Here is a 25,911-nt window from a genome sequence, read left to right on the forward strand (position 1 = left end):
CCCCTGATCAGTCCGTTCGGGTAAAAAAGGCGGTCTGGGTGGGATGGCCGGCATCCGGTACATACTCACCAATGCCGCCGAAACGGACGTCGTAGCCATTGCGATCCGCGACGCCTCGCGCCCAGCGCTGGAACTTGATCCGGTCCCATTCGAACTTGTGGTCTTCCTCGCGGAATTCTCCCGGTGCCAGATCAAACAACGGATTGTATTCCCGGTTGGGTGTGGTCATGAACAGGCAGCCAGGGCGATACTCCCCGAACACCGCGCGCTCCACCTGCGACAGTTGTTCCGGCCGCACGTGTTCAATGGTTTCCACCATGGCGGCAGCCTCAAAACCGGCCAGTGCTGGATTGCTTTCGGCGTAGGAGCCGCGGATAAGTCGTATCCGGGGCAGCTCCTCGGCAAGATACGGCGCCAGGATCGAGCGGGCCTGCTGCAGCGACAGCCCGGAATCCTCCAGGCCGATTACGTCCTCAAACTGTTCGTCAGCCAATAACCGATACAGCAGCGAGCCGGAGCCGCAGCCCAGGTCCAGCACCCGGCGCGCACCGGTTGCCCTGAGTTTCCGGTACACGAAATCCAGGCGCTCCTCGTGTAACGAGGTCATCTGGGTCATCATGCCGTTATCGGGATCTCTGGTATTGTGCATCAGGCTGTTCCTGCAGTTTTTGAAGGCACGGCAGTCTGGTAATCCTTCAGGTGGCTGGCCAGGGCTACGCCGGTTTCGCTCATGGTCAGATAGGTGTCGTCGGCACCAGCGTCGCAGATTTTCTTCGCTTCGTCGGCGTACATCGTATGCGCCACGATATAGCCTTTAAAGCCCTTTTTACGCAGCATTCGTGCGGCAATCAGTTTACCCTCGAGTTCGTTCATGGCAAGTATGACCGCTTCCACGGAAGGCATGTCCAGACCCTGCCAGAAGGTGGTGTCTTCGGCATCAGCGTAGACGACGTTGCGGCCTGCTTTCTGATGCCCGCCGGCTTTAACAGGGTCGGAATCCAGCCCCATCAGGTCCGGTTCGGACTTCTTCAGCCAGTCGTAAGCGGCGGTGCCGGCACGGCCCATGCCCATCACCAGAACCCGGGTATTGCCCAGGGAAACGGGCTGCTCGTCCGGGTGGTGCTTGTGGCTTTCAAAGCCTACCAGAGTGCCGGACCAGCGCTCGTAAAGGGCATGGGAAAAGCGGTTCAATGGTGCCGAGATCACAAACGACAGGGCAACGGTGATGGCCAGGGGTACCAGCCATTCCGGCAGGGCGACGCTGGCCACGATCAACCCGAATTCGCTGTAGTTGGTCAGCGACAGGGCACTGAGAAAGCCGCTGCGTGCGCGCAGCCGGAACAGCAGCAACAGGAAGAAGAACAGCAACCCTTTCAATGGCAGAACCACGGCGGCCACTACCGCGAAGATCAGCGCCTGGCCGTCAGGCAACCCGCCAATGCCGATCTGTAAAAAGAAGCCCACCAGAAACACTTCTTTCACGCTCCAGAGTGATTCGGATAGCTCCTTGGCACGGGGATGGCTGGCCAGCATGGCACCGAACACCAGGGCGCCGAGTTCAGAACTCAGCCCCACGGATTCAAAGCCCAGTCCGCCAACCACCAGCGCCAGCAACAGCCCCAGCAGGATCAGCAGTTCATCGTGGCCACTGGCGTCCATCAGTTTGAACAGCACCGGCCGCAGCAGCGGCAGGCCAAAGACAATCAGTGCCCACTGGGACGGTGCCTGGCCCGCTGCCAGGCTCATTACCAAAAGCGCAATCAGATCCTGCATGATCAGGATGCCGATGGCGACGCGACCGTGGAATGCTTTTAACTCCCGCTTGGTTTCCAGCACTTTCGCTGCCAGAACCGTACTGGAAAAAGACAGCGCAACGGCCAGCAGGAAAGCCGTTTGCCATTCCAGATCCATCAGCAAATAGATCCCGGGGGTGAATACCAGGCAGGTGATGCCAAAATGCAGCAGACTGCCGCCGATGACCTCGGGGCTGATGATCGATCGCACCTTGAGCTTGAGACCAACCGTAAACAGCAGCAACAGAACGCCCAGGTGGGCGATGTGCTGGAGTGCATCGGTGGCTTCAATGGCAATGTCTGTAGTGGCAGCCAGGCCACTGAGCACAAAGCCGGCGGCCAGGTAGCCAACGAGGGGCGGTAGGCCAATGGCCTTGACCAGCAGGCCAAGGCCGAAAGCAAAAGAGATCCAGATTGCTTCGGGCATGGGGGGTTACATCACGGTAGCTGAATATTTTTGCCTAAGGCTACCGTGTTTCGGCCAGAAACTCACGGAACAGCTGTGCGGATTCTACCGGTACTTCCACCATCGGTGCATGGCCGACGCCCTCCAGCAGTACTTTGCGGGCATCCGGAATCCGCTCAACAAATACTTCGGCATTGCGATAGTTGATCACCCTGTCCTCCAGTCCCCAGATGATCAGCACAGGGGCCTGAATACCGGTGATGGTGTTGCGGAAGTGTGGCTCGTAACCGGTATCGCGAATAGCGGCAAAGATCACTTCATTAACGTTCTGATTGGCAATAGCCTTTTCTTCCATCACATCGTAAATCGGCCAGGGGACGAAGGGCTTTTTCTCCAGTGCAAAATCAATCAAACGCCTGAAATCCCCTTCTTTAGACGGAATCAGCGGGTTGTCACCGTCCATGACCAGGTTCACCAGTTCGCTGTCGAATTCAAAAATGCCGGCGGGATCAAACAGTACGGCAGTTTTTATCTGATCGGGGTACGTGGCTGCGTACAGAGCGGTGATTGCACCACCCATGGAGTTGCCCATCATATGGGCCTGGTCGATATTGAGTGCGGCCAGAATCTTCGACACATGGCTGACCTGGTCTTTAAACCGGTATCCCAGATCCAGCTCCTTGCTGCTGTCGCCATGGCCGGGTAAATCGAGGGCAAACACATTGAACTCGTCGGTCAGCTCCTTTGCCAACCGGGTCCAGTTGTCCTTGTTGGCGCCAAAGCCGTGAATGAGCACGAGGGTATCGCCGTCAACCGGTTCGGTATTGCTCAGGTACGCGATGGTCATGCCGTCAACACGAACCGAGGATTCTTCCAGCCCCGCACCGGAGCGTTCCCAGCTGATGGCATTGTCATAAAGGGTATGACGAGAGCAGGCTGAAATAAGCAGCGTGCTGATCAGTAGCGTGATCAGAGTGACAGTGGGGCTGGCTCTCATTCGGGGGCGGCTCCTGCGGCAGGGTTTCAAACGACCGTTTGCGGAAGCACTTACACTACCCCAAAAAAAGACCCGGTCAAGGATCGGGTCGAAGGAGTACTGAGTTAACCCATCTTCAGATAGATTGCGCACACTTAAACATCCACTAATTCAAATTACAACAATAATGATAACCAGTTTCATTTACATTAAGTTTGTTTTAGACTCCGCACTCGAGGACGGGTTCTCATACTGCCCGCACCCTTTCGATAAGGTAGCTGGCTCGAGAAGATGTTTTTTGTGATTCAGAATAAAGGATATTGATTTATGAAACTTTCGAAGCGAAAAGCGCTCCCGGAGGCGATTCAGGCTCAGAACGCGGCTCATTCAACCGTGTTGCGTGGGCCCGCTGCGTTGACGGTCGGCGCTTGTTTTATGGCCGCCGCGAGCTTCTCTGCTCAGGCTCAATCAGACGATGAGAACTCAGTGCGTGAGCTGGACACCCTGTCCGTAACCGGTTTCCGGGGGGAAGCGGTTGACAGCATCAAGTACCAGAGAAATCTTCAGGAAACACCGCGGATTATCACGGTGCTGCCCAGTGATCTGCTTGAAGAGCAGAATGTCACCGAACTGCGCGATGCGCTGCGAAACGTTTCAGGCGTCAGCCTGCAGGCGGGTGAGGGCAACCCTCCCGGCGGTGACCAACTGAAAATCCGTGGTTTTAACGCCCGTGACGACATTAACGTCGACGGTTCCCGGGACCTGGGTAACTATTTCCGTGACCCTTTCTATGTTCAGCAGATTGAAGTCATCAAGGGCCCGAACTCGTCCTTCTCTGGCCGTGGTTCTGCGGGCGGCACGATCAACTTCGTCACCAAAAAACCCATGATGGAAGACCGCAACCGCGTCGAGTTGTCTGTGGGAACGGATGAGCTGCTGCGCACCACCGCAGACCTTAATCGACGGATCGATGGCAACAGTGCCGTGCGTTTCAACATGATGACCAACAGTGAAAACGCTCCAGGCCGGGATGAAGTCAACTCTGAGCGCCACGGCTTTTTCGGCTCCTATGTCTGGGGTCTGCAGGGCGATACCCAGGTGGAAGTGGACTACCTCCACACGCGCCAGAATAACCTCGAAGACAAGGGCCTACCCTTTGACCGGGCAGGCTTCACCGGTGACACAGCAGATTTGACCGAAAACGGCGGCGAAAGGACTCCGGGCGGCCAGCGAGCACCCGACGGCTATTACACCGGCGAACTTCCTCCCGGCATTGATTACAGTAATTTTTATGGTCACAAAGATGACTACCAGGACATTGACGTTGATCAGCTGGGCCTGGCGGTCGAGCACAGCTTCAATTCAGATTTGGCGTTGCGTAACCAGTTGCGGGTAAGCCGGGTCTTGAACGACTCGATCACTTCTTCCCCCCGTCTGGTTGTGCCGGAAGATGCCTGGGGCACTGGTGACTGGTCGCAGGTTCAGGTGCGCGGTGATCTCAAACCCCGGGATCAGAAAGACATGTCCTATTTCAACACAACCGATCTGCTTGTCTCCTTTGACACCGGTGGGCTAGAACACGACCTGGTGTTGGGCGCCGAGCTTGGCTACGTGGACATCGAAAACAAGCGGCGGCCCGATGTAAAAGGGACACCGAAAGCGCTATATGATCCGGAAATTCTCGTTCGTCCTGCGGCGCCTTATGACGGATCCCGCCATCGTCTTGAATCAGAGCAATTTGGCGTCTATGCCCTGGACACCATTGCTCTGTCTCCTCAATGGGATCTGCACGGCGGTGTGCGCTGGGACTACGTTAAGTCAACCGCCACGGATTATGGTTATGTCGACCCCATCGGACCAGTCTCACGCACTGACAGAGAGGTCAGCGGTAACCTGGGGCTGGTGTACAAGCCAACCCAGAACGCGTCATTTTACGCTTCTGTCGGTAGCGCATTTGATGTGACTGGAACCTTCGATCGAGGCCTTGTGCAGCTCGCCGGCGGTGGGTCCGCTGTGGGCGGCGGTCGCGAGGACATCATTGACGAGGACGCTTTCAACACCGATCCGGAAAAAACCATCGCCTACGAGCTGGGTGCCAAGGTCAGCGTTGCCGATAACCTGTTGGTTAGCGCGGCGATCTTCCGTACTGATAAAACCAATGCCCGTACACCGGCCATTGGTCAGGGTGACCAGCTGGACGTACTCGACGGCGAACAGCGGGTCGAGGGTTTCGAGATCGGTGCATCGGGCAGTATTACGCCGGATTGGGAACTTTACACAAGCTATACTTTCCTGGATTCAGAAGTAATCAAGTCCAACAACCCTTGGGAAGAAGGCTCTCGTTTGGGTGGCACTCCGGAGCATACATTTAACGCCTGGACAACCTATGATCTGTCTGCACAATGGAGTGTGGGCGGCGGCATGGAGTACGTGGACGATCAGGTTTACAATGCGAATGCTAAGCCAGGAGGTCGACGTCGTCAGATCGAGATAGACAGCTACTCCGTGTTTCACGCGTCGACGACCTATCGCTTTAACCAAGATCTTCAGGTCCGGCTCAACGCCTTCAACTTGGCCGACAAGGAGTACATCTCCCAGGCCGCCGAAGGTGGTGCTCAGGGTATTCCCGGACCCGGTCGTCATCTGATTGCAACCATGCGTTACGATTTTTAATCGAGCGTGATACAGGAGCAACATCCTAAAAATGATTGTCAGTTTCGATAACGTTCTGACATCGGACGAGCTGGCGGCGATTCGCCGCCAGCTTTCTTACGCCGACTGGGAACGTGGAATCAGTGCCGGCCCACAGGCCAGGCTTGTTAAAAAAAATCTTCAGATTCCCGAAAATTCCGATGTTTTGCGGGATTTACGAGTCATTATAATGCGAGCGCTCAATCGTACCCCGGAGGTAATGAGTGCGCTTCTGCCTTTCAAGATTATCCCACCCAATTTCAATCGCTACACCGTTGATGACAGTCACTACGGTAAGCATATAGATGGCACTCTCCGCCCTTTGCCGGATGGCAGTTACCTGCGTACGGATGTGTCCGCAACCCTGTTCCTGTCAGAACCGGATGAGTATGACGGCGGGGAGCTGAAAATCACCGACACCTTTGGCGAACAGAGGGTCAAACTGGCTGCAGGCAGCCTGATTGCCTACCCATCAGGATCTCTGCATGAGGTCACTCCCGTGACCCGGGGTGAGCGTCTCGGTTGTTACATGTTCATGCAGAGTCTTGTGCGGGACGCGGAGAAACGTCGCCTGCTTTATGAAATGGATAATGCCCTGCGTCGGCTGCGTGCAACGCAGGGGGAGGACCAGGCAGAGCTTGTGCAGTTGACTGGTACTTACAACAATCTGGTAAGACTTTGGTCAGAGTGTTGACGCGCAACCGGTAAAACCGTTCGACAGGTTGTGCTGTTTGATTGGTCCATAATGCAATAAAGCTGGTAAACGGAGAGCTCTGTGGAACGAGATGACTTTGGCATTCTGTACTCTATCACTACCCGGTGGATGGACAATGATGTCTATGGGCATGTGAACAACGTGACCTACTATTCCTATTTTGACACCACCATCAACCGATACCTGATTGAGGCTGGCGGGCTGGATATCAATAATGCGCCGGTGGTTGGGTACGTGGTCAGTTCCAGTTGTCAGTTCAAAAAACCGGTGGCGTATCCAGACGCGCTGGATGCCGGGCTCAGGGTGATAAAGATTGGCAACAGCTCGGTGACCTACGAACTAGGCCTTTTCAAAACCGGTGATACCGAGCCGGTTGCAGTTGGGCAGGTTGTCCACGTGTTTGTTGACCGGGAACAGGATTGCGCTGTCGCGATTCCGCAAACGATTCGTGCGGCGCTCGAGCGCATCCTGGTTTCCGATTTCAGACACTAGCCGAGTTTTCCCGGGCAATGGCCCGGTAAGCAATATCCTTGCGACAGAAACTGCCGTCCCAATGGATTTGTGCGGCGAGTTTGTAGGCGCGCTGCTGGGCTTCGGTGACGCATTGCCCGAGGGCAGTGGCACAAAGTACGCGTCCGCCGTTGGTGGTTACTTGTTCACCGTTGAGGCGGGTTCCGGCATGGAACACTTTCTCACCACTGGTTTCTGCCTCAGGCAGCCCTGAAATGACATCCCCTTTGTTGTAGCTGCCGGGGTAGCCGCCCGCAGCGAGGACTATGCCCACGGCTGGACGATCGTCCCAGTCTGAGCTGCACTTGTCCAGTTTGCCGTCGATTGCTGCCTGGCAGAGTTCGACCAGGTCCGATTTCATTCGCAGCATGATGGGCTGGGTTTCCGGGTCCCCGAAGCGACAGTTGAATTCAATAACCTTGGGCGATCCCGCTGCGTCTATCATCAGGCCGGCGTAGAGAAAGCCCTTATAGGGATAGCCTTCCGCAGCCATGCCCCGAACGGTAGGGTATATAACCTCTTCCATGATGCGGTCGTGGATGTCGGCTGTCACCACTGGGGCCGGGGAGTAGGCCCCCATGCCACCGGTATTGGGGCCGGTGTCGCCATCGCCGACACGCTTGTGATCCTGTGAGGTGGCCATGGGTAGAACGTGCTCTCCATCCACCATTACGATGAAGCTGGCTTCCTCGCCTTCCAGAAACTCCTCGATGACAACGCGGTTGCCCGCATCACCAAAGGCATTGCCCGCCAGCATGTCGCGAATGGCATCTTCTGCCTCTGCCAGTGTCATGGCAACGATGACGCCCTTGCCAGCAGCAAGACCATCAGCCTTCACCACGATGGGCGCACCCTGAGTGCGCACATAGGCCAGTGCCTGGTCGACATCGGTGAAATTGGCGTAGGCGGCGGTAGGGATGTTGTGACGGTCCAGAAAATCCTTGGTGAACGCTTTGGAGCCTTCCAGTTGCGCAGCTCCGGCGCTGGGCCCGAACACCCGCAGGTCGCGTTTTTCAAACAGGTCTACAATACCGGCTACCAGCGGCGCCTCCGGTCCGACAATGGTCAGGCCCACGTTGTTGGCAGCGGCGAAGTCGGCCAGGCCTTTGAGGTCCATCACGTCAATGTTGATGTTTTCCAGGCCCGGTTCCCGGGCAGTGCCGGCGTTGCCGGGTGCGACAAATACCCGATCTGCGACAGAGGATTGGGCGGCTTTCCAGGCGAGGGCGTGTTCGCGGCCGCCAGAGCCTATAACCAGAATGTTCATAGTTTTCTCCCAATCAATGTCTGAAATGCCGCATCCCGGTGAATACCATGGCAATACCATGCTCATTGGCGGCGTCGATCACTTCCTGGTCGCGCATGGAGCCGCCGGGCTGGATCACGGCGGTAATGCCTGCTGCAGCGGCGGCATCAATGCCATCCCGGAACGGGAAGAAAGCATCCGAAGCCATGACCGAGCCCTTCACTTCCAGGCCCTCGTCAGCGGCCTTGATGCCGGCGATTCTGGCGCTGTAGACCCGGCTCATCTGGCCGGCACCAACGCCAATCGTACGTCCTGCCCTGGCATAGACAATGGCGTTGGATTTGACGTACTTGGCCACTTCCCAGGCGAACAGCAGGTCGTTGAGCTCCTGCTCGGACGGCTGGCGGTCGGTCACCACCTTGACATCTTCCATGGCGACCATGCCCAGGTCGCGATCCTGTACCAGCAGACCACCGGTAACGCGCTTGTAGTCCAGAGATTTAGCACGCTCGCCGTCAAATTCGCCGCAGGCAAGCAGACGGACGTTCTTCTTGGCGGCCACCAGTTCGACGGCTTCGGCAGCAATGGTCGGGGCGATGATGACTTCCACAAACTGACGGTCGATGATGGCTTTTGCGGTTTCCGCGTCCAGCTCCCGGTTGAAGGCAATGATGCCCCCGAAGGCCGATGTGGGGTCGGTGGCAAAGGCCAGGTCATAGGCCTGCCGGATATCCGCACCAATGGCCACACCGCAGGGATTGGCGTGTTTGACAATAACGCAGGCCGGGTCGGCGAAAGGCTTTACACACTCCAGTGCAGCGTCGGTGTCAGCGACATTGTTGAAGGACAGTTCCTTGCCCTGTATCTGTTTGGCGGTGGCGATACAGGCTTCCCGCGGATACCGTTCGGTATAGAAGGCAGCACGCTGATGTGGGTTCTCGCCGTAGCGCATGTCCTGAACCTTCACAAACTGGTTGTTGAAGGTGCGGGGGAAGTCCGCGTTGTCGTTGTCTGCAGTGCGACCTCCCAGGTAGTTGGCGATGGCACCATCGTAGCCAGCTGTGTGCTCAAACGCCTTCACGGCAAGGTCGAAGCGGGTTTTGTGGGTCAGCTGGCCATCAGTGTCGTCCAGCTCTTGGAGCACCCGTCTGTAATCCGCCGTGTTAACGACAATGGCAACGTCGTTATGATTTTTTGCAGCGGCACGAACCATGGTGGGGCCGCCAATATCAATGTTTTCGATCGCCGTTTCCAGATCGCAGTCCGGTTTGGCGACGGTTTCCTCGAAGGGGTAAAGGTTAACAACCACCATATCGATGGGATCAATGCTGTGCTCTGCCATCACTGCGTCGTCGGTACCGCGACGCCCCAGGATGCCGCCGTGAATTTTCGGGTGCAGAGTCTTTACGCGACCATCCATCATCTCGGGGAAGCCGGTGTGATCACTGACTTCGGTGACCGGAACCTGGTTTTCCTTCAATAACCGGAAAGTGCCACCGGTAGAGAGCAATTCGATGCCGCGATCAGTCAGCGCGCGGCCGAACTCAACGATACCGGTTTTATCAGACACGCTTATCAGCGCGCGACGAACGGGGGTATTAGCCTGATTTGCCATGGGTCACTTATTTCTGCTGGGTATGAACGAATGAAGGCCTCGCGAATGTTGTCCGGGAGGCCCTCGTTTCAATCGGGTAGCTGGATTATAGCAGACCGTACTGTTTTAGTTTCTTGCGCAGGGTGCCGCGATTGAGACCCAGCATGGTCGACGCCTTGGTCTGGTTGTTGCGGGTGTACTTCATTACCTGCTCCAGCAGCGGGGCCTCCACTTCGGACAAAACCAGTTGATAGACCTCGGTCACCGGGGCGCCATCAAGCTGGGCAAAATAGTTTTTCAGGGCAACTTCCACGCTGTCACGCAGGGTAACGGTGTTGCCGCTGCTGTTCACCGTCTGCAACTGATGAATGTCATCGTTGGCGGGTGCGGTCAGGTTGTCATTAGCCAAAGTTTCAGCGGTCATGCTGCGAATACCTCTCCATTTCGTAAGCCTGCAAAGTACTGTTGAATACTGTCTTTCTGCTCCAGCGCGCAGTCAATGGCGTTGAAGCGTTTGCGGAATCGTTTGTCTTCGTCATGGGACTGGAGGTACCAGCCCACATGTTTTCTTGCGATGCGCACACCCATGGTCTCGCCATAAAAGGCATGCAACGCATCAAGGTGCTCACTGAGCACCTGTTCCACTTCGTCCACCGGCGGTTCCGAAAGATGCTTGCCGGTTTCCAGAAAATGCAGGATTTCCCGGAAAATCCAGGGGCGGCCCTGAGCACCGCGACCAATCAGTAATCCATCCGCGCCGGTGTGGCTCAGAACATGTTTTGCCTGTTCCGGCGATGTAATATCACCGTTGGCAAAGACCGGAATGCCAACCCGGGATTTCACCTCGGCGATGGTGTCGTACTCCGCCTCGCCCTTATAGGCATCGGCACGGGTGCGACCGTGTACAGCCAGTGCCTGTATTCCAGCATCCTCGGCCATACGTGCAATCAGCGGGGCGTTCCGGTGTTCCCGGTCCCATCCCGTGCGCATTTTGAGGGTTACCGGGATATCCACCGCAGCCACAACAGCTTTCAAAATCTCCCGGACCAGCGCTTCATCCTTCATCAGCGCCGAGCCGGCGGCCTTGTTGCATACCTTCTTGGCCGGGCAGCCCATGTTGATATCAATGATCTGGGCGCCGAATTCAGCGTTGAGCCTGGCGGCATTGGCCAGCATGTCTGGATCACCGCCGGCTATCTGAACAGACCTGGGCTCGGGCTCACCCTGGTGATTCATTCGTGTCTGTGACTTGCGTGTGTTCCAGTGTCTGCTGTCCGCAATGACCATTTCAGACACGGCCAGTCCCGCGCCCATACGCCGACAAAGCAGGCGAAAAGGACGATCGGTTACACCAGCCATGGGCGCAACGATCAGCGGATTGGGCAAAGTGTACGGCCCGATTTTTGCCGTTGGCAGCATGATCTGAGTCCGTGTCACAGCGGGTTAAGCGAACGTCGGGTCTGAACGGTTGCTCAATAAGTAACCGATCCTGATCCGAAGGGCGGTAATGATACCGCCGGGAGAGATGCTATTGAAGGGGCGAGGTCATGAAAAAGTTGATTATTTTTCGTTCTGTCTGGTTGACTTTCAGGCAATTCGATGGGGGTCGCCACAATTTTGCAAGTAAGGACTTGCCTACTCCTGGTTGGCGCGGAAGGCAATGTTATAGTTCACGGCATCTCTGCCCGGGTCACGAATATTAATGACAATCCTGACCGGAGTGTCCGTTGGCATGGCTTCCATTTCCTGACCTTCACCAGCGAGATACTCATTCGGTGTGAAGATGCTTTGGGCAACCACATCGCCATTCAGGTTGGAAAAGGTCAGGGCAATGGCGGGAAACGGTTGCTCGAACGCCGCCCGGTTGATGATGACGGCGTCGACCACTAACTGGCTACGGTTTTCGGGGTTGGTTCTTACCACAAGCTTGCGGCTCTGGATGGCGTCCACATTCACCAGTGGCTTCAACTCGCAGCCGGCGATTTCACAGCCTTTCTCATAGAAAGGGCGTAGCTCTGGTATCGAAGACAGGCGGTCAAACTGAAACCAGGTAACCTGTGCCACCAGTACGCCGATGAGTGCCAGTACGACCAGGGTCCAGAGAGTTGTTCTGAGGCGGGTGCCACCGCTGCCGGCAACAGCAACGGGCTCCCTGCGGAGATCGGTGTAAGGGGAGCTCGCCGTCATGGGTTCGTCGTCAACTGACGACGACCGGGGCTGGTCAACATAGAACCCTTCCGGTTCGTCTGCGGACTCAAGGCTCAGGTCCTCCCGCTGTGCTGGCTGCCCGTTGCTCGTCTGTGACGGTGCCTCTTCATCGGAGGTGTCTTCAGGTTGTGGCACATCAGCCTCGGGTTCATCCAGCTGGAGTGGCTTGGGAGGCTCTTCTTCGACAGGCTCCGGCTTGCGTGTTGGCGTGTCGTCGTCCGACAGCATTGCCTCAGCCCAGCTTTCGTCTATGTTTTCCTTGTTTTCGTCATCTTCGGTTTCAAAGCTGCTGCTACCGCGCTCGTCTACCGTACGGAAGCTGTCGCTCAGTTCGTCGTCGGAAAACGTCAGTTTGGTGCCTGCGTAAGGGCCTTCAGCCGCATCTTCCTCTGGGTTGTCGGCAAAAATCAGGTCATCATCCGATGAAAACCTGTGCTCAGAGGATTTGTCCTGGTTCTCGCGCGCGGACCCGTCCCGCGGGGTTTTGCCGCCGTCGGCGGTGCCTGATATCTGATGCTCCACTGCATTGAATACAGCCATGCAATTGCCACAACGTACCTTTCCTCCGGCTACACTAAGCTGGGCATCGGTCACCCGAAAGCGGGTTTCGCATTTCGGGCATCGTGTCTGCAAGCTGCTCTGGGTCATGCTTCATTCCTGTAAGCGACATCGCTAGGAGTCACGGAGTTTAGTAGGTTCAGCCGTGTCCGTCACCTGTCGTTGCGTCGTCCTGTGAGTCGTATCCACTCTTCGCGCTGTTCCGGTTCGTCCATGATGAACCAGGGCTCATAGGCCTCCATGACTTCGCGAGCCTGGTTGGATAGTATTCCGGATAACACGATATCGCCGCCTGGTTTCACCTTTGCTGCCAGCCTGGGGGCAAGTCCGATCAAGGGCTGGGCAAGGATATTGGCCAGCATGATGTCAGCCTTTGTGTCGGGCTCATCGCCGGGTAGAAACAGATCGAGCAGGTCTTCTTCAACCTTGTTGCGGCGCGCGTTTTCCCGGCTCGCTTCCAGTGCCTGGGGGTCGGTATCAACGCCGATCACATGATCCGCCCCCAGCAACAGGGCCGCGAGGCCGAGAATGCCCGAGCCGCAGCCGTAGTCGATCACCTGGTGTGACTCCACATCCTGGCCATCGAGCCATTCCAGGCACAGGGCTGTGGTGGGGTGGGTGCCGGTGCCAAAAGCCAGCCCCGGATCCAGCAGCAGGTTGGCCGCGTGCGGATCGGGAGCGTCGTGCCAGCTGGGCACGATCCACAGCCGCTCGCCAAAACGGAGTGGCTTGAAGTCTTCCATCCACTCGCGTTCCCAGTCCTTGTCTTCCACCAGGGTAACGTCGATATCTGGCAGGGACTGCTGTGTCTGCTGGTGCCAGGCATCCTGAACCGCAGCGCAAAGTTCCTCAATGTCCCGTTCCGAGCTGAACAGACCGGTCACGCTGGTCTGGTGCCAGAGCGGTGTCGTACCGGGGTCGGGCTCATACAGTGGCTGGTCGGCGGCATCTTCCATGGAGACGGCTTCAGCACCCATCTCCATAAGCAGGTCCTCAAGCTGATCCGCATTGTCGGGATCAGCCGGGATCTGTAATTGTATCCAGGGCATGTTGGTGTCCTGTTCGGTAGACGGATCAGCTGTACAGGTCAGTCCCGTATCAGTTTTTCCAGATAATGAATGGTGAAGTCTACCTGTTTGAAACCGCCATCGCGTACCAGTTTCCGGTGCAGGGCCTGATTGGTCTTGATGCCCTCGACCAGAAGTTCGTCCAGGGCGTTCTTCATGCGGCGACGGGCTATTTCGCGATCATCGCCCCAGGTGATCAGTTTGGCCACCATGGAATCGTAGAACGGCGGCACCGTGTAGCCGCTGTAGAGGTGCGAGTCAACTCGTATGCCGTTGCCGCCGGGCGCATGAAAATGCTTGACCGTGCCGGGGCTGGGCACAAAGGTTTTCGGGTCTTCGGCGTTGATGCGGCATTCCAGGGCATGGCCCGAAATCTTGATATCGTCCTGGGTATATTGCAGGGGCAGACCGCTGGCAATACGGAGCTGCTCGCGCACGATGTCCACACCAGTGACCATCTCGGACACCGGATGTTCCACCTGTACCCGGGTGTTCATCTCTATGAAGTAGAAGGCACCATCCTGATAGAGGAACTCGAACGTGCCCGCTCCGACATAGCCGATTTTCTTGCAGGCGTCGACACAGGCCTTCAGGGCGATTTCACGGGCTTCCGGGTCAATGTTTGGTGCGGGGGCTTCTTCCAGCACCTTCTGGTGCCGGCGCTGCATGGAGCAGTCCCGGTCGCCCAGGTGGATTACATTGCCGTGGGTGTCCGCCAGTACCTGAACCTCCACATGGCGGGGGCGTTCAAGGTACTTTTCCAGATAAACCGTGGCATCGCCAAAGGTGTTCTTGGCTTCACTCTGGGTAATCTGCACGCTTTTCAGCAGCGCCGCCTCGGAGTGGACTACCTGCATGCCGCGGCCTCCGCCGCCGGATGCCGCCTTGATGATTACCGGGTAGCCGATTCGTTTGGCGACTTCCAGAGTGCGCGCATCGTCGTCGGTAATCGGGCCATCGGAACCAGGAACGGTGGGAACGCCGGCTTCGATCATCGAGTTGATGGCAGAAACCTTGTTGCCCATAAGGCGAATGGTTTCAGCCCTGGGACCGATGAACCGGAAACCGCTTTTTTCCACCTGCTCGGCAAAATCCGCGTTTTCCGCTAGGAAACCATAACCGGGATGGATGCCGACAGAGTCTGTGACTTCCGCAGCGCTGATAATTGCCGGGATGTTCAGGTAGCTTTCAGTGGCGTTATTGGGGCCTATACAGACGGACTCGTCCGCCAGGCGCACATGCATCAGCTCGCGGTCTATCTGCGAATGGACGGCCACGGTCTTGATTCCCAGCTCCTTGCAGGCTCGCAGGATGCGCAGGGCGATCTCGCCGCGGTTTGCGATCAGAACTTTTTCTAACATAGCCATGAGGGTATCACCGGGTTCAGGAAATGATGATCAGTGGCTGGTCGAACTCGACCGGCTGCCCGTTTTCTACCAGAATCTCGGTAACGGTGCCGCTCTTGTCCGTCTCGATCTGGTTCATCATTTTCATGGCTTCCACGATGCACACCACATCACCAGCCTTCACTGATTGTCCCACTTCCACGAACGACTTGGCCGTGGGCGACGGTGAACGGTAGAACGTACCTACCATAGGCGACTTCACAGCGTGACCAGACGGCTCCGCCGGTTTGGCGGGTTCATCGGCCGCCGCGGACGGCTGTGAGGATGGTGCAGGCTGCGGTGCCTGAGCAGGGTACTGAGCCATATACTGCGGTGCGGCCAATTGTTCGCGACGTCGGGAAATACGAACTGAATCATCACCTTCGTGAATTTCCAGCTCCTCGACGTCGGATTCCTCCAGCAGCTCGATAAGTTTCTTGATCTTGCGAATGTCCATAGTCAGTCCGATCCCGTTTTAATCAGTTCTATCGATGAATTCGTTGCAGGGCGGCTTCGAGTGCGAGGTCGTACCCCAGGCTGCCCAGCCCGCAGATAACGCCATCGGCGATATCAGAAAAGTAGGAGTGATGGCGGAAGGCTTCCCGCGCATGCACGTTGGAAAGATGTACTTCAATAAACGGAATGCCTGATGCCAGCATGGCATCCCGCAGTGCAACACTTGTGTGGGTGAATGCCGCCGGGTTGATAATGATGAAATCCACCCCTTCCGATCTGGCTTCATGAGTCCGCTCAATCAGTTCATATTCTGCGTTTGACTGTAAATGTAGCAGGTGATGACCACTTTCGGCGGCTTTCTGGTGTAATCGTTCATCAATGTCCGCCAAAGTCTCATGACCATAGACCTCCGGCTCGCGGGTTCCGAGCATGTTCAGATTGGGTCCATGGAGGACGAGTATGGTCGCCATGATTGCATCCGCCTTGCTGAAATATTAACAGGATCGCCGACTTTAGCGACATTTTCAGTCAATGGTGCGTTCTTGAAGCCTTTAGATCAACACTTTTTGACATTCTGGTTTGTGTCAAAAAATATCTCGCCGCCACTGACGCGACCTCTGCCATTTTGCACAGTCATTGTCGTGAACGGAGAGAGGGAGTTCTATAAGACGTTGGTTTCATAAAACGGCCCCGGAAGCGGGGCGGGGCCGAGGGTTGGAGTCTGACTCAGTCGCCAGCAGCCGTAACGCAATTTCGCCCCTGCTCCTTGGACCGATAAAGCGCCCTGTCTGCCCGTTCGCATAAAGCCGGGGAGGTGTCGCCTTTCCAGGCGGCAACGCCGCAACTGAAAGTGACATTGAACTCCCGGTCACCAGCAGGCTGAACCAGTTCCGAGAAGCGTTCGCGAATTTCGTTGAGGACGTTGCGGGCGTCGCTCTCGCGGGTGTCCGGCAGGATGATGGCAAATTCCTCACCACCGTACCGGCCGATGTGATCGGTCTTGCGCAGACGCTGCTTCAGAAACATGGACAGACTTCGCAGTACACGGTCGCCAATGGGATGCCCGAAGGTGTCGTTCACTTTCTTGAAGTAATCGATGTCGATCATCGCAAAGCACAGTGGCTGGTCTTTCTGCCGGCTCTTCACGATTTCCTGGTCAAGCAGATGCAGCGTGTGGGTATGATTGAACAGGCCGGTCAGGCTGTCGCGGATCATCAGTGCGAGTAGCGAGCGGGCGCGCCGGCCACGATTGTGGATAGTGGCGATCAGGTGTTTGGGGTCAATGGGCTTGGTCAGGAAGTCATCGCCGCCAAGGCTCATGGCGTGAAGCTGTTTGCTGACATCCTCCTCTGCAGAGAGGTAGATAATGGGTACGCTGTGGAAGCGATCCTGTTGGCGAATCACCCGGGCGATTTCCATGCCGGTGCAACCGGGCATGTACATGTCGAGGATAATAATCTCCGGCGAAAAGTCCTCCAGCGCATGGATGATCTGCATGGGGTCGGTGATGATATGGGCAGTCATCCCGGCCTTCTTGAGCACCGTTTCCATGAACTTGGCCTGTGCGCGGGAGTCATCCAGCACCAGCACTTTATAGGGTTCTACCGTGTTGCCGTGAGTGTACGTCTCTATCTTCTCGATCAACTGGCCCGGGTCTACCGCCGGGTAGAAAAACTCCTCGCCACCGCAGCGGGAGGCGCGCAGGCGCGTCTCGATGCTGCCGTCTTCATCGCTCATGAAAATAATGGGGATGGGGGTATCGTGACGTTCCTGCAGGCGTTCGATGGTGGCAATACCACTTAATGGTTCACCGCTGTAGTTCACGTCCATCAGGATGGTTTCGGGCTTATGAAGGGCACAGGCTTCGATCAGCTTTTCTGCCGTGTGGAACGCTGAGGCGCGGAACCCGAAAAACTCCAGCTGACGAATAAGCCGGCCGGACATTTCCTCGCTGGACAGCGCTATGTAAACCGGGGTTCGGCGATACTGCTGGGGAGCCTCGTTGGCTGTCTGGTCAGTGCGCCGGAGGGTACATCGGGAAAGCTGTTCAATGGCGTCCTGCAGTTTGCGGTCAAGGCCGTCTGGCAGAGCCTCGCCTTCGGCCCATCCGCCAATAAGCTCGAACACTTTTTGCCCTGATTCGGCATGGCTCTCCATTTCGAATCGTCTGGCATAGCGAACCAGTTTGTCGGTCGCCCTGGCAAAGTCGTCCCTGAATGCGGCAGACTGGCTGGCGTCTTCGTGGATCTTCTGCCATGTATCCAGGACCACCCGCGCCTGGGTTGTGACGCGGCGAGCAAAGTGCTGCCTGAGTTTTTCTTTCTGGCTTTCGTCGTTCATTGTGCTCCGGCCTGTTTTTTTTCGTTCCTGGCCGCCCGTCTCCATACAGGCAGATATTATCAACATTAATCGTTTTGCAGAGTCTATAGTGTTTAATGTTGTCCGCGTAGGTGACTCCATGTAAATGTTTGTCAACTCTGCGGTTCAGGTCACATCAGCTCTCAGGTAACCGTTATCCAGCCAGGGGTTGCCCGTTATGGCACGGATGCAGGAAACATTGCAGTTTGCCCGCCAGCGGGGTGTGATCACCCTGCGCAGCCTGCTTTTGCTATTCACCGGGGGATTGTTGCTGCTGGTGCTGGTTGCTGCGGTGAGTGTGAGCTTTGATCGTTTTCGCGATTACATGACGGACCAGCTTCGCGGGCACTCACAGGATGGTGCTACTGCAATCGGCCTTTCCCTGTCCAACGCTATCGACGGTCGCGATCCGGTGGCCTCCTCGTCCCTGATTGACGCGGTGTTTGACAGCGGTCGTTACCTGTCCGTGCTTTACCTCGACAACCAGGGGGAGAAAATTGCCGGCAGGGAAACCTCACTTCGTGGAATAAACGTGCCTCGCTGGTTTGTTTCCCTGGCGGACCTGCCTTTGCCAGAAGCGGAGGCAGAGGTGGTGCGGGGCTGGAGCCGTCTGGGTAAGGTTCGGGTGATCAGTCACCCCGGTCGTGCCTATGAGGATCTCTGGAAAGTGACGGTTCGCACTGTCGCAGGTTCCGTCCTGGTCGCCGGATTAGGGTTGATTGGGCTGTTCTGGACGGTTACCCGCCTCCTGAAACCGCTGGGGGCAGTGGAGAAACAGGCTCAGGCCCTTGGTCGTCGCGATTTCCGGCGCAGGGTGAATATCACCTCTACCCGCGAGCTGAATCAGGTTACCCACGCCATGAACCAGATGGCGGATGATCTTGGCCAGTTGTTTGAAGGCCAGGCCAAGCTGATCCAGCACCTGCGGAAGGTCAACAACGAAGACAGCGTGACCGGTTTGGCCAGCCGCACAGCCTTTGAGCAAAGGCTAAAGGTGGAAGTTGAGTCCGAGGAGCGGGCAGCTCCGGGTGTGTTGTTGTTGATTCAGCTGGCGGACTTCGCACAGTACAACCAGAACTATGGCCGTGAAGAGGCGGATCGCCTGCTGCTGGGCATTGCTGGCGCCATTGACGTCTTCACCCGTCGCCACAGTGATTCTTTCGCGGGAAGGCTGAACGGTGCCGGAATTGCCGTCTTTCTACCTGGAGTTTCCCGGGCTGACGGCATCATATGGTGCCGTCAACTCATAGAGGAGCTCGATGGTATATATTCGGAATTCTCGGCGCCCATGGACGTTTCGGTTCATGCCGGTATCGCCCAGGCTACTGAGAATAGATATGTCCGTGACCTGATGTCAGCCGCCGATGAGGCCCTGCGCCGGGCGCAGACGGAAAATGCTTCCGTATGTCATGCCGCCGATACCGATAGGTTGGAGCACTACAATAGTGAAACCTGGCGTGCGATCATCAAGCAGGCTATCCGGGACGACTGGTTGTCGCTCTGGCTGCAGCCGATGGTTGGCAGGGGAGAGGGTGAACTGCTGTTTCATCAGGTGTTCTCCCGGATTAAGACGCCCGATGGCTGGGTCAAGGCGAACATTTTCGTGCCCATGGCAGAACGTTTCGGCCTTACTCCAGACATTGACCGCTGGGTTCTGATGCGCTCACTCAGGCTACTGCGGGAACAGTCAGGAGATAGGTTGGCAATGGCACTGGGTATGGTGTCTGTGGCCAGCGAGGAATTCCGAAAGGATCTTCTGGCGCAACTTGAGATGGCAGGGCCGGAACGCCAGCGATTGCAGATTGGAATCTCTGAACAGACAATCCATCACCACCGTACCCAGGTAGGGCTTCTGGTGCGAGCTCTGAACCGATTACAGGTGCCGGTGATCGTCGATCGCTTCGGGGTTGGCGGTGTGCCGTTCAGTTACCTGAGAAATCTGAGATTCCAGGCGTTGCGTATCGATAGTAGCTTTATACACGGTATCGACAGTCACGAGGATAATCGCTTCTATCTGGAATCCGTAGCTACCATAGCCCGCAGTAGGGGCGTGAAGGTTTACGTTACTGGTGTGGAAACCGAGAGCGAATACTCGGAGCTTACCGGTATCGGTATTGACGGAGCAATGGGATACCATTTGGGGCGTCCGTTTGAGGCAGAGTATTGACGCCTGCTACAAGGCTGCAAATTGCATAAAACCCGCCTATGCGTCATGGTATTGAAGCGCTCGGACGGGCCGTATCGAGAACAAACGATAGACAGGGGAAAAAACAACCAATGCCAGGAAAAATCAGACAGTACTTCAGTGATCGCAAAGACGATGTTCGGGATCTCTCCGGTGGTGGCGGGTTTGTCGGCAAATTCATTCTGGCTGTCGTTATCGTTTATTTTCTGGTTGCGCTGGTGCTGGGAATGATCTGGAGCAGCGAGCCGGATGTTTTTTCGGTGCGTGACCACACTCGCACTGTCGCTGATGAAATGCAGCGGGAGCCAGTCACCGGGTTCGCTACCACAGTAACCATGATCCGTGTTGCGGAAACATTGCTCGACAAGCCCGGCGGATATATTGCCAATGATATTTTCCCGCCGGGGCTCTGGCTGGATAACATGCCCAACTGGGAATTTGGTGTACTGGTTCAGCTTCGCGACTTCTCCCGCGCCATGCGCAGGGACATCAGTCGCTCCCAGAGCCAGTCCGCTGAAGATCGGGACCTGGTTATTGCAGAGCCGCAGTTGCACTTCGACAGCGGCAGCTGGGCGCTTCCCTCCACAGAGGCGGAGTACCGTCGTGGTATCCGGGCCTTATACAGTTACCTCGACCGTCTGTCGCGCCCGGATCAGCCAGATGCGCAGTTCTTCGCCAGGGCTGATAACCTGGCCAACTGGTTGGGGGACCTGGAAACCCGTCTGGGCAGCCTATCCCGTACACTGGGGGAAAGTGTCGGTAAGGCGTCTGTGTCTGATTCGGTATCCAATATCAATCCGGATGACCCCCTCTTGGAGGACGTGACAGGTGAAGAGGTCAAAACTTCCTGGACGAAGATAGACGATGTGTTTTACGAAGCCCGCGGCAGCGCCTGGGCCTTGCTGCATATCTTCCGCGCCATTGAAGTGGATTTCCGCAAGGTGCTGAACGACAAAAACGCCCTGGCGAGTGCCAAGCAGATTATCATTGAACTGGAAGGTACTCAGGGCGAAATGTGGAGCCCTGTAATTCTGAATGGCAGCGGTTATGGCGTGCTTGCCAATCACTCGCTGACCATGGCGGCGTACCTGTCCCGTGCCAGTGCAGCGATCAGTGATATGCGCGATTTGCTGAGTCGGGGTTGACCCCGGCGAAACCTTGAGTCCACAAAAAACCGGGCCATCTTTTGAGCCCGGTTTTTTGTGGTCAAATGAGTGCGCTGCTGTTAGCCCTTGTAGGCATTCACCGCGTCTTCGATAGCCTTTTTGGCTTCTGCGGCATTGCCCCAGCCCTGGACCTTGACCCACTTGCCTGGCTCGAGAGTCTTGTAGTTCTCGAAGAAGTGATGGATCTGGTCCCGCAGCAATTCCGGCAGGTCATCAATTTCCTGCACATTGTGGTAAGACGTGGTCAGCTTGTCGTGGGGAACCGCAATCAGTTTGGCGTCACCACCGGCTTCGTCTTCCATGTTCAGTACACCAACCGGACGGCAACGAATAACGGAACCGGCCTGAACGGCGTAAGGAGTCACAACCAGTACGTCGATGGGGTCGCCGTCGTCGGCCAGGGTGTGGGGAATGAAGCCGTAGTTGGCCGGGTAGAACATGGGTGTGGCCATGAAGCGGTCAACCAGCAGTGCGCCCATGTCCTTGTCCAGCTCGTACTTGACCGGTGAGCTGTTGGCCGGAATTTCGATGGCGACGTAGATGTCTTCTGGCGGATTCTTGCCAACCGGGATATTGTCGAAGTTCATGAGCGATCCTTTCTGAAGTGCGTTTAACTGCGTTTAAAAAGTGGGCGCAATTATACGGGACAATGATGTGGATCGAAACTAAACGTTGGTCTCGTTACAGCCTCATCTGCTTGGCAATCAACTCCTTCATGATCTCATCCGTACCACCACCAATCGACAATATCTTCGCATCCCGGTAAAGCCGCTCCACCACTGACTCCCGCATGTATCCCATGCCGCCATGTATCTGGACGGCTTCGCGGGTGACTTTTTCGCAAACCTCCACCGCAAAGTTTTTCGCCATGGCCACCTGTTTGATCGGGTTCTTTCCCGCCTGCATCAGCGCTGCACAGCGATACGTGTACTCCCGTGCTACATCCACCTGGGTAGCCATGTCCACCAGCTTATGGCGCGTTACCTGGAAGCCTTTGACCGGGCGACCAAACGCCTCCCGCTGCCCGGCCCAGGCCATGGAAGCCTCCAGCGCGATCTCGGCGGTCATGTAGGCCATGATCGACAGGCTAAGGCGCTCGAACAGGAAGTTGCTCATGATGGCAATAAAGCCGGCGTTTTCAGCGCCGATCAGGCGGTTGGCGGGTACCCGGCAGTCTTCAAAGAACAGTTCCGCCGTATCGCTGGCCCACCAGCCCATTTTTTTGAGCTTCTTGCCGGTGGAAAAACCAGGCATGTCGCGGTCGATCAGCAGCAGGCTGACACCACCGTGGCCCTCGCCACCAGTGCGCACGGCAACGGTGTAGTGGTCGGCGCGTATGCCGCTGGTGATAAACGTCTTGCTGCCGTTGACGACGTAGTGCTCGCCATCCCTGACTGCCCGTGTCTTGATATTGGCTACATCAGAGCCGCCCCCCGGCTCGGTGACCGCCAGTGCGGCAATTTTCTCGCCACGCAATACCGGTGGCACGATGGCTTCTTTGACTTCCGGTTGTGCCCACTTCGCCACCGGGGGGAGGCCGATATCCAACGATCCAAGCCCGGCTACCAGTCCGCCGGAAGTGGAGCGCATCAGTTCTTCAGAAACGGCGACTTTCATAAAGATGTCACCTTCTCCAATACCACCGAGGCTCTCCGGAAAACCAACCCCAAGAAGCCCCGCATCCCCGGCCTTTTTATAAAGCTCGCGGGGAAACTCGCCGGCTTCCTCCCAGTCGTCTATGTAGGGCAGAACGTGAGTGGCAATAAACTTGCGGGCGCTCTGGCGGACCTGCTCATGGGTATCGTTGAAATAATCGGACACGGTGAGGCTCCCTGCGATCAGAAATCATAGAAGCAGTTTCACCTATATTAAAAAACCAAGCAAGCGCTTGGTTGTAGAAGGCGCGCAAAGAGACCGGGCCGCGAAGAGGTGGGCTCATCAGGGGGCGTCAAAAACATGGATGTTTTTGTCGAGCGTACAGGGACGTATTCACAGCGTGCCCCTGATGAGCCCACCTCTTCGCGGCTTCCCCGGGCTCAAGATCCTCCCGGAAAGTCAGCCGTCCTTTCGGGAAATAGTCTTAACGCCATCTTTGGTGCCAAGCAACAACAAATCCGCGGGCCGCCGGGCAAACAGCCCGTTGGTAACAATGCCAACAATGTTGTTCAATTTTTCTTCCACCTGAATAGGGCGGGAAATATCCAGGTTATGGATGTCAATAATGATATTGCCATTATCAGTGGTGAAGCCTTCACGGTAGACCGGATCTCCGCCCAGCTTTACGATTTCACGGCCGACATAGCTGCGAGCCATGGGGACTACCTCTACCGGAAGCGGGAACTCACCGAGGATACCAACCTTCTTGGATTCGTCGGCAATGCAGACAAATGTCTTGGAGACCGCTGCCACAATTTTCTCGCGGGTAAGGGCACCACCGCCGCCCTTGATGAGCTCCAGGTGCTCATTGGTTTCATCGGCGCCATCCACGTAAAACTCGAGCGGTGCGGCACTGTTCAGGTCGTATACCGGAATGCCGTGGCTTTTCAGCCGCTCGGCTGTAGCGTCCGAACTGGCAACGGCACCGTCAAAGTCATTGCGCACGCTGGCCAGCAGGTCGATAAAACAGTTGGCGGTGCTGCCTGTGCCCACGCCGATAATACTGTCCTGGTCCAGATGGGGCCTGATATAGTCCAATGCAGCCTGAGCGACGGCTTTCTTCAGTTCGTCCTGATTCATTAAAGGAACTCCGGTTTTTTGCGGAAAATGGTCACAGTGGCCGCTATTATAGCGCTTCCGAACGCCTTGCTTATAGACGGAACCCCGGCAAAGTTTCTACACTGTGCGTTTTTCCAACAAGACATCAACCTCCGGACGGAACCATGCCGCAACGCTACATCAAGAAAATCCTCGACGCCCGTGTTTACGACGTGGCCATCGAGACTCCGCTGACCGAGGCCCGCAGCCTCTCAAAGCGCTTTGGCAACAACATTCTGCTCAAGCGCGAAGACCTTCAGCCGGTGTTTTCTTTCAAGATTCGTGGCGCCTATAACCGGATTGCGCAACTGTCGGAAGAACAGAAAGTCAAAGGCGTGATTTGCGCCTCTGCTGGCAATCATGCCCAGGGTGTAGCGCTTGCGGCCAAGAACCTCGGCATTAAGGCAGTGATCGTAATGCCCCAGACCACACCTGAGATCAAGGTACGCTCGGTTCGGGATCACGGTGCCAAAGTGGTTCTCAGGGGCGATGCTTTCGACGAGGCAGCAGCTCATGCCCAGGAATTGATCCGCAAACATGGTTACACCTACATCCCGCCCTATGATGATCCCGACGTAATCGCCGGGCAGGGCACGGTGGCCATGGAAATCATGTGGCAGTTTGGCAAGCCTATTCATGCCATTTTTATCTGCGTCGGTGGTGGTGGATTGATCGCCGGTATGGCTGCCTACATCAAGTACCTGCGCCCGGAAATCAAGATCATCGGCGTTGAGCCGGAAGACTCCAATTGTCTGCAGGCCGCCCTGAAGGCCGGTAAGCGCGTGGTCCTGGATGAAGTGGGCATCTTCGCGGACGGCGTGGCGGTCAAGCAGATCGGCAAGTACCCGTGGGAGATCTGCAAGGATCACGTGGATGAGGTAATCACCGTCTCCACCGACGAGATCTGTGCCGCCATCAAGGACGTCTTCGAAGACACACGCTCCATCGCTGAACCAGCGGGTGCACTGGGTGTGGCAGGTATCAAAAAGTACATCGAGCGTGAGCAGATCGAGAACGAAAACCTGATTGCCACTCTCAGTGGCGCCAACATGAACTTTGATCGCCTGCGTTACATTTCCGAGCGCACGGAAGTTGGTGAGAAGCGCGAAGCCATCCTTGCGGTGACCATCCCGGAGAAGCCAGGCTCGTTCAAAACGTTCATAAACGCCCTGCACAAACGCAGCATCACCGAGTTCAACTACCGTTACGCGGACGCGACCAATGCCACTATCTTCGTGGGCATCCAGATCCAGGCGGGCGGTCACGGGCGTGAAGACCTGGTGCAGGAACTGCGCGAATCCGGCTACAGTGTGATCGATCTGACCGACAGCGATCTGGCCAAGCAGCATATCCGCCATATGGTGGGCGGCCATGCGCCGACGATTACCAACGAAAAGGTGTTTCAGTTCGAGTTTCCTGAGCGTCCGGGCGCATTGCTTAAGTTCTTGATGTCCCTCGGCACGCGCTGGAACATATCCATGTTTCATTACCGCAACCATGGTGCGGCCTACAGCCGCGTTCTGCTTGGCGCCCAGGTCGAAGATGACGAAGTGCAGGACTTCGAGAAGATGCTCGATAAGGTGGGTTTCCGCTACGAAAACATGACTGATAATGAGGCTTATCAGTTGTTCCTTGGAGCTGGAAACAACAAGCCCTCATAGTCTGGTGCTGGAACCGGGGAGGAAAGTCCCTTCCGAAACACGCTCAAGCACGTCCCTGTGACGCTTGAGCTCCGCCATCCATGGCTCCGCACAGTTTCGGAAGGGACCTTCCTCCCCGGTTCGGCAAGTTCTCAAAAAGCTTACGAAGATTTAATCTGTGAAAAATTGTAAAATGGCAGATA

At 56.4% G+C, this 25,911-nt stretch carries 22 protein-coding genes; 6 read left to right on the top strand and 16 right to left on the bottom strand.

Features of this window, described 5'->3' with window-relative positions; translation table 11 throughout:
• Window positions 1–7 precede the first annotated feature (7 nt).
• The 3 genes from M8010_RS04635 to M8010_RS04645 are packed head-to-tail and all read right to left on the bottom strand — an operon-like array spanning window position 8 to window position 3,196.
• Window positions 8–649, bottom strand: a complete 642-nt coding sequence (locus tag M8010_RS04635) for a methyltransferase domain-containing protein (RefSeq protein WP_250089252.1) — start codon at window positions 647–649, stop codon at window positions 8–10.
• Window positions 649–2,220, bottom strand: a complete 1,572-nt coding sequence (locus M8010_RS04640) for a cation:proton antiporter domain-containing protein (protein ID WP_250089253.1) — start codon at window positions 2,218–2,220, stop codon at window positions 649–651. The genes M8010_RS04635 and M8010_RS04640 overlap by 1 nt, the downstream gene beginning before the upstream one ends.
• Before the next feature lie 40 nt (window positions 2,221–2,260).
• Window positions 2,261–3,196 carry an alpha/beta fold hydrolase gene (locus tag M8010_RS04645; protein ID WP_250089255.1) on the bottom strand — a complete coding sequence of 312 codons (936 nt, stop codon included), beginning with the start codon at window positions 3,194–3,196 and terminating at the stop codon, window positions 2,261–2,263.
• A 306-nt stretch (window positions 3,197–3,502) separates the two neighbouring features.
• Here M8010_RS04645 and M8010_RS04650 point away from each other — a divergent pair, with 306 nt between their 5' ends.
• The 3 genes from M8010_RS04650 to M8010_RS04660 all read left to right on the top strand — a co-directional run bounded on the left by M8010_RS04650 (window position 3,503) and on the right by M8010_RS04660 (window position 7,073).
• Window positions 3,503–5,848 carry a TonB-dependent receptor gene (locus tag M8010_RS04650; RefSeq protein ID WP_250089256.1) on the top strand — a complete coding sequence of 782 codons (2,346 nt, stop codon included), beginning with the start codon at window positions 3,503–3,505 and terminating at the stop codon, window positions 5,846–5,848.
• 31 nt (window positions 5,849–5,879) lie between these two features.
• A complete protein-coding gene (locus tag M8010_RS04655; protein WP_250089258.1) occupies window positions 5,880–6,560 on the top strand; it encodes a Fe2+-dependent dioxygenase in 681 nt (226 codons plus the stop codon).
• A gap of 81 nt (window positions 6,561–6,641) precedes the next feature.
• Window positions 6,642–7,073, top strand: a complete 432-nt coding sequence (locus M8010_RS04660; RefSeq protein ID WP_349666083.1) for an acyl-CoA thioesterase — start codon at window positions 6,642–6,644, stop codon at window positions 7,071–7,073.
• On the opposite strand, the gene purD is transcribed toward M8010_RS04660, so the two are convergent.
• From purD to M8010_RS04710, 10 genes are all read right to left on the bottom strand, one after another.
• Complete coding sequence (purD, locus tag M8010_RS04665) at window positions 7,063–8,358, bottom strand: phosphoribosylamine--glycine ligase (protein ID WP_250089259.1); 1,296 nt, start codon at window positions 8,356–8,358, stop codon at window positions 7,063–7,065. The genes M8010_RS04660 and purD overlap by 11 nt on opposite strands.
• A gap of 13 nt (window positions 8,359–8,371) precedes the next feature.
• Window positions 8,372–9,952: a bifunctional phosphoribosylaminoimidazolecarboxamide formyltransferase/IMP cyclohydrolase gene (purH, locus tag M8010_RS04670; RefSeq protein WP_250089260.1), complete on the bottom strand. Its 1,581-nt coding sequence runs from the start codon at window positions 9,950–9,952 to the stop codon at window positions 8,372–8,374.
• Window positions 9,953–10,037: 85 nt separating this feature from the next.
• Complete coding sequence (gene fis, locus M8010_RS04675; RefSeq protein ID WP_250089262.1) at window positions 10,038–10,355, bottom strand: DNA-binding transcriptional regulator Fis; 318 nt, start codon at window positions 10,353–10,355, stop codon at window positions 10,038–10,040.
• Window positions 10,352–11,350 carry a tRNA dihydrouridine synthase DusB gene (dusB, locus tag M8010_RS04680; protein WP_250089264.1) on the bottom strand — a complete coding sequence of 333 codons (999 nt, stop codon included), beginning with the start codon at window positions 11,348–11,350 and terminating at the stop codon, window positions 10,352–10,354. Before dusB ends, fis begins: the two co-directional genes overlap by 4 nt.
• Before the next feature lie 216 nt (window positions 11,351–11,566).
• Window positions 11,567–12,787 (bottom strand): DUF3426 domain-containing protein, encoded by a 1,221-nt coding sequence (locus M8010_RS04685; protein ID WP_250089266.1) that lies wholly within the window; start codon window positions 12,785–12,787, stop codon window positions 11,567–11,569.
• Window positions 12,788–12,849: 62 nt separating this feature from the next.
• Window positions 12,850–13,746 carry a 50S ribosomal protein L11 methyltransferase gene (gene prmA, locus M8010_RS04690; RefSeq protein ID WP_250089269.1) on the bottom strand — a complete coding sequence of 299 codons (897 nt, stop codon included), beginning with the start codon at window positions 13,744–13,746 and terminating at the stop codon, window positions 12,850–12,852.
• Between the two features lie 38 nt (window positions 13,747–13,784).
• Window positions 13,785–15,131, bottom strand: coding sequence for an acetyl-CoA carboxylase biotin carboxylase subunit (gene accC / locus M8010_RS04695; RefSeq protein ID WP_250089270.1), 1,347 nt, complete (start codon window positions 15,129–15,131; stop codon window positions 13,785–13,787).
• A 16-nt stretch (window positions 15,132–15,147) separates the two neighbouring features.
• Window positions 15,148–15,606 carry an acetyl-CoA carboxylase biotin carboxyl carrier protein gene (gene accB / locus M8010_RS04700; protein WP_250089271.1) on the bottom strand — a complete coding sequence of 153 codons (459 nt, stop codon included), beginning with the start codon at window positions 15,604–15,606 and terminating at the stop codon, window positions 15,148–15,150.
• A gap of 28 nt (window positions 15,607–15,634) precedes the next feature.
• Window positions 15,635–16,075 (bottom strand): type II 3-dehydroquinate dehydratase, encoded by a 441-nt coding sequence (gene aroQ, locus M8010_RS04705; RefSeq protein ID WP_250089273.1) that lies wholly within the window; start codon window positions 16,073–16,075, stop codon window positions 15,635–15,637.
• Between the two features lie 256 nt (window positions 16,076–16,331).
• Window positions 16,332–17,945, bottom strand: a complete 1,614-nt coding sequence (locus M8010_RS04710; protein WP_250089275.1) for a diguanylate cyclase — start codon at window positions 17,943–17,945, stop codon at window positions 16,332–16,334.
• 196 nt (window positions 17,946–18,141) lie between these two features.
• Between M8010_RS04710 and M8010_RS04715 the strand changes: the two genes are divergently transcribed.
• Window positions 18,142–20,130 carry a bifunctional diguanylate cyclase/phosphodiesterase gene (locus M8010_RS04715; RefSeq protein ID WP_250089276.1) on the top strand — a complete coding sequence of 663 codons (1,989 nt, stop codon included), beginning with the start codon at window positions 18,142–18,144 and terminating at the stop codon, window positions 20,128–20,130.
• A gap of 110 nt (window positions 20,131–20,240) precedes the next feature.
• Window positions 20,241–21,293: a DUF2333 family protein gene (locus tag M8010_RS04720; RefSeq protein WP_250089280.1), complete on the top strand. Its 1,053-nt coding sequence runs from the start codon at window positions 20,241–20,243 to the stop codon at window positions 21,291–21,293.
• A gap of 80 nt (window positions 21,294–21,373) precedes the next feature.
• Here M8010_RS04720 and ppa read toward each other — a convergent pair whose 3' ends face one another.
• The 3 genes from ppa to rpiA form a co-directional block, all read right to left on the bottom strand.
• Window positions 21,374–21,901 carry an inorganic diphosphatase gene (ppa, locus tag M8010_RS04725; RefSeq protein ID WP_250089281.1) on the bottom strand — a complete coding sequence of 176 codons (528 nt, stop codon included), beginning with the start codon at window positions 21,899–21,901 and terminating at the stop codon, window positions 21,374–21,376.
• 94 nt (window positions 21,902–21,995) lie between these two features.
• A complete protein-coding gene (locus M8010_RS04730) occupies window positions 21,996–23,135 on the bottom strand; it encodes an acyl-CoA dehydrogenase family protein (protein ID WP_250089285.1) in 1,140 nt (379 codons plus the stop codon).
• Window positions 23,136–23,369: 234 nt separating this feature from the next.
• Window positions 23,370–24,050 carry a ribose-5-phosphate isomerase RpiA gene (gene rpiA / locus M8010_RS04735; protein ID WP_250089286.1) on the bottom strand — a complete coding sequence of 227 codons (681 nt, stop codon included), beginning with the start codon at window positions 24,048–24,050 and terminating at the stop codon, window positions 23,370–23,372.
• 143 nt (window positions 24,051–24,193) lie between these two features.
• Here rpiA and ilvA point away from each other — a divergent pair, with 143 nt between their 5' ends.
• A complete protein-coding gene (gene ilvA / locus M8010_RS04740; protein ID WP_250089288.1) occupies window positions 24,194–25,729 on the top strand; it encodes a threonine ammonia-lyase, biosynthetic in 1,536 nt (511 codons plus the stop codon).
• The last annotated feature ends 182 nt before the right edge of the window (window positions 25,730–25,911 follow it).

Source organism: Marinobacter sp. ATCH36 (assembly GCF_023555055.1).
In the GTDB taxonomy this organism is placed as follows: Bacteria; Pseudomonadota; Gammaproteobacteria; order Pseudomonadales; family Oleiphilaceae; genus Marinobacter.

What these genes read in the sequence shown, in the direction of transcription:
- M8010_RS04635 (WP_250089252.1), bottom strand. Translation starts at nt 649, where the DNA reads ATGCACAATACCAGAGATCCCGATAACGGCATGATGACCCAGATGACC.
- M8010_RS04640 (WP_250089253.1), bottom strand. Translation starts at nt 2,220, where the DNA reads ATGCCCGAAGCAATCTGGATCTCTTTTGCTTTCGGCCTTGGCCTGCTG.
- M8010_RS04645 (WP_250089255.1), bottom strand. Translation starts at nt 3,196, where the DNA reads ATGAGAGCCAGCCCCACTGTCACTCTGATCACGCTACTGATCAGCACG.
- M8010_RS04650 (WP_250089256.1), top strand. Translation starts at nt 3,503, where the DNA reads ATGAAACTTTCGAAGCGAAAAGCGCTCCCGGAGGCGATTCAGGCTCAG.
- M8010_RS04655 (WP_250089258.1), top strand. Translation starts at nt 5,880, where the DNA reads ATGATTGTCAGTTTCGATAACGTTCTGACATCGGACGAGCTGGCGGCG.
- purD (WP_250089259.1), bottom strand. Translation starts at nt 8,358, where the DNA reads ATGAACATTCTGGTTATAGGCTCTGGCGGCCGCGAACACGCCCTCGCC.
- purH (WP_250089260.1), bottom strand. Translation starts at nt 9,952, where the DNA reads ATGGCAAATCAGGCTAATACCCCCGTTCGTCGCGCGCTGATAAGCGTG.
- fis (WP_250089262.1), bottom strand. Translation starts at nt 10,355, where the DNA reads ATGACCGCTGAAACTTTGGCTAATGACAACCTGACCGCACCCGCCAAC.
- dusB (WP_250089264.1), bottom strand. Translation starts at nt 11,350, where the DNA reads ATGCTGCCAACGGCAAAAATCGGGCCGTACACTTTGCCCAATCCGCTG.
- M8010_RS04685 (WP_250089266.1), bottom strand. Translation starts at nt 12,787, where the DNA reads ATGACCCAGAGCAGCTTGCAGACACGATGCCCGAAATGCGAAACCCGC.
- prmA (WP_250089269.1), bottom strand. Translation starts at nt 13,746, where the DNA reads ATGCCCTGGATACAATTACAGATCCCGGCTGATCCCGACAATGCGGAT.
- accC (WP_250089270.1), bottom strand. Translation starts at nt 15,131, where the DNA reads ATGGCTATGTTAGAAAAAGTTCTGATCGCAAACCGCGGCGAGATCGCC.
- accB (WP_250089271.1), bottom strand. Translation starts at nt 15,606, where the DNA reads ATGGACATTCGCAAGATCAAGAAACTTATCGAGCTGCTGGAGGAATCC.
- aroQ (WP_250089273.1), bottom strand. Translation starts at nt 16,075, where the DNA reads ATGGCGACCATACTCGTCCTCCATGGACCCAATCTGAACATGCTCGGA.
- M8010_RS04710 (WP_250089275.1), bottom strand. Translation starts at nt 17,945, where the DNA reads ATGAACGACGAAAGCCAGAAAGAAAAACTCAGGCAGCACTTTGCTCGC.
- M8010_RS04715 (WP_250089276.1), top strand. Translation starts at nt 18,142, where the DNA reads ATGGCACGGATGCAGGAAACATTGCAGTTTGCCCGCCAGCGGGGTGTG.
- M8010_RS04720 (WP_250089280.1), top strand. Translation starts at nt 20,241, where the DNA reads ATGCCAGGAAAAATCAGACAGTACTTCAGTGATCGCAAAGACGATGTT.
- ppa (WP_250089281.1), bottom strand. Translation starts at nt 21,901, where the DNA reads ATGAACTTCGACAATATCCCGGTTGGCAAGAATCCGCCAGAAGACATC.
- rpiA (WP_250089286.1), bottom strand. Translation starts at nt 24,050, where the DNA reads ATGAATCAGGACGAACTGAAGAAAGCCGTCGCTCAGGCTGCATTGGAC.
- ilvA (WP_250089288.1), top strand. Translation starts at nt 24,194, where the DNA reads ATGCCGCAACGCTACATCAAGAAAATCCTCGACGCCCGTGTTTACGAC.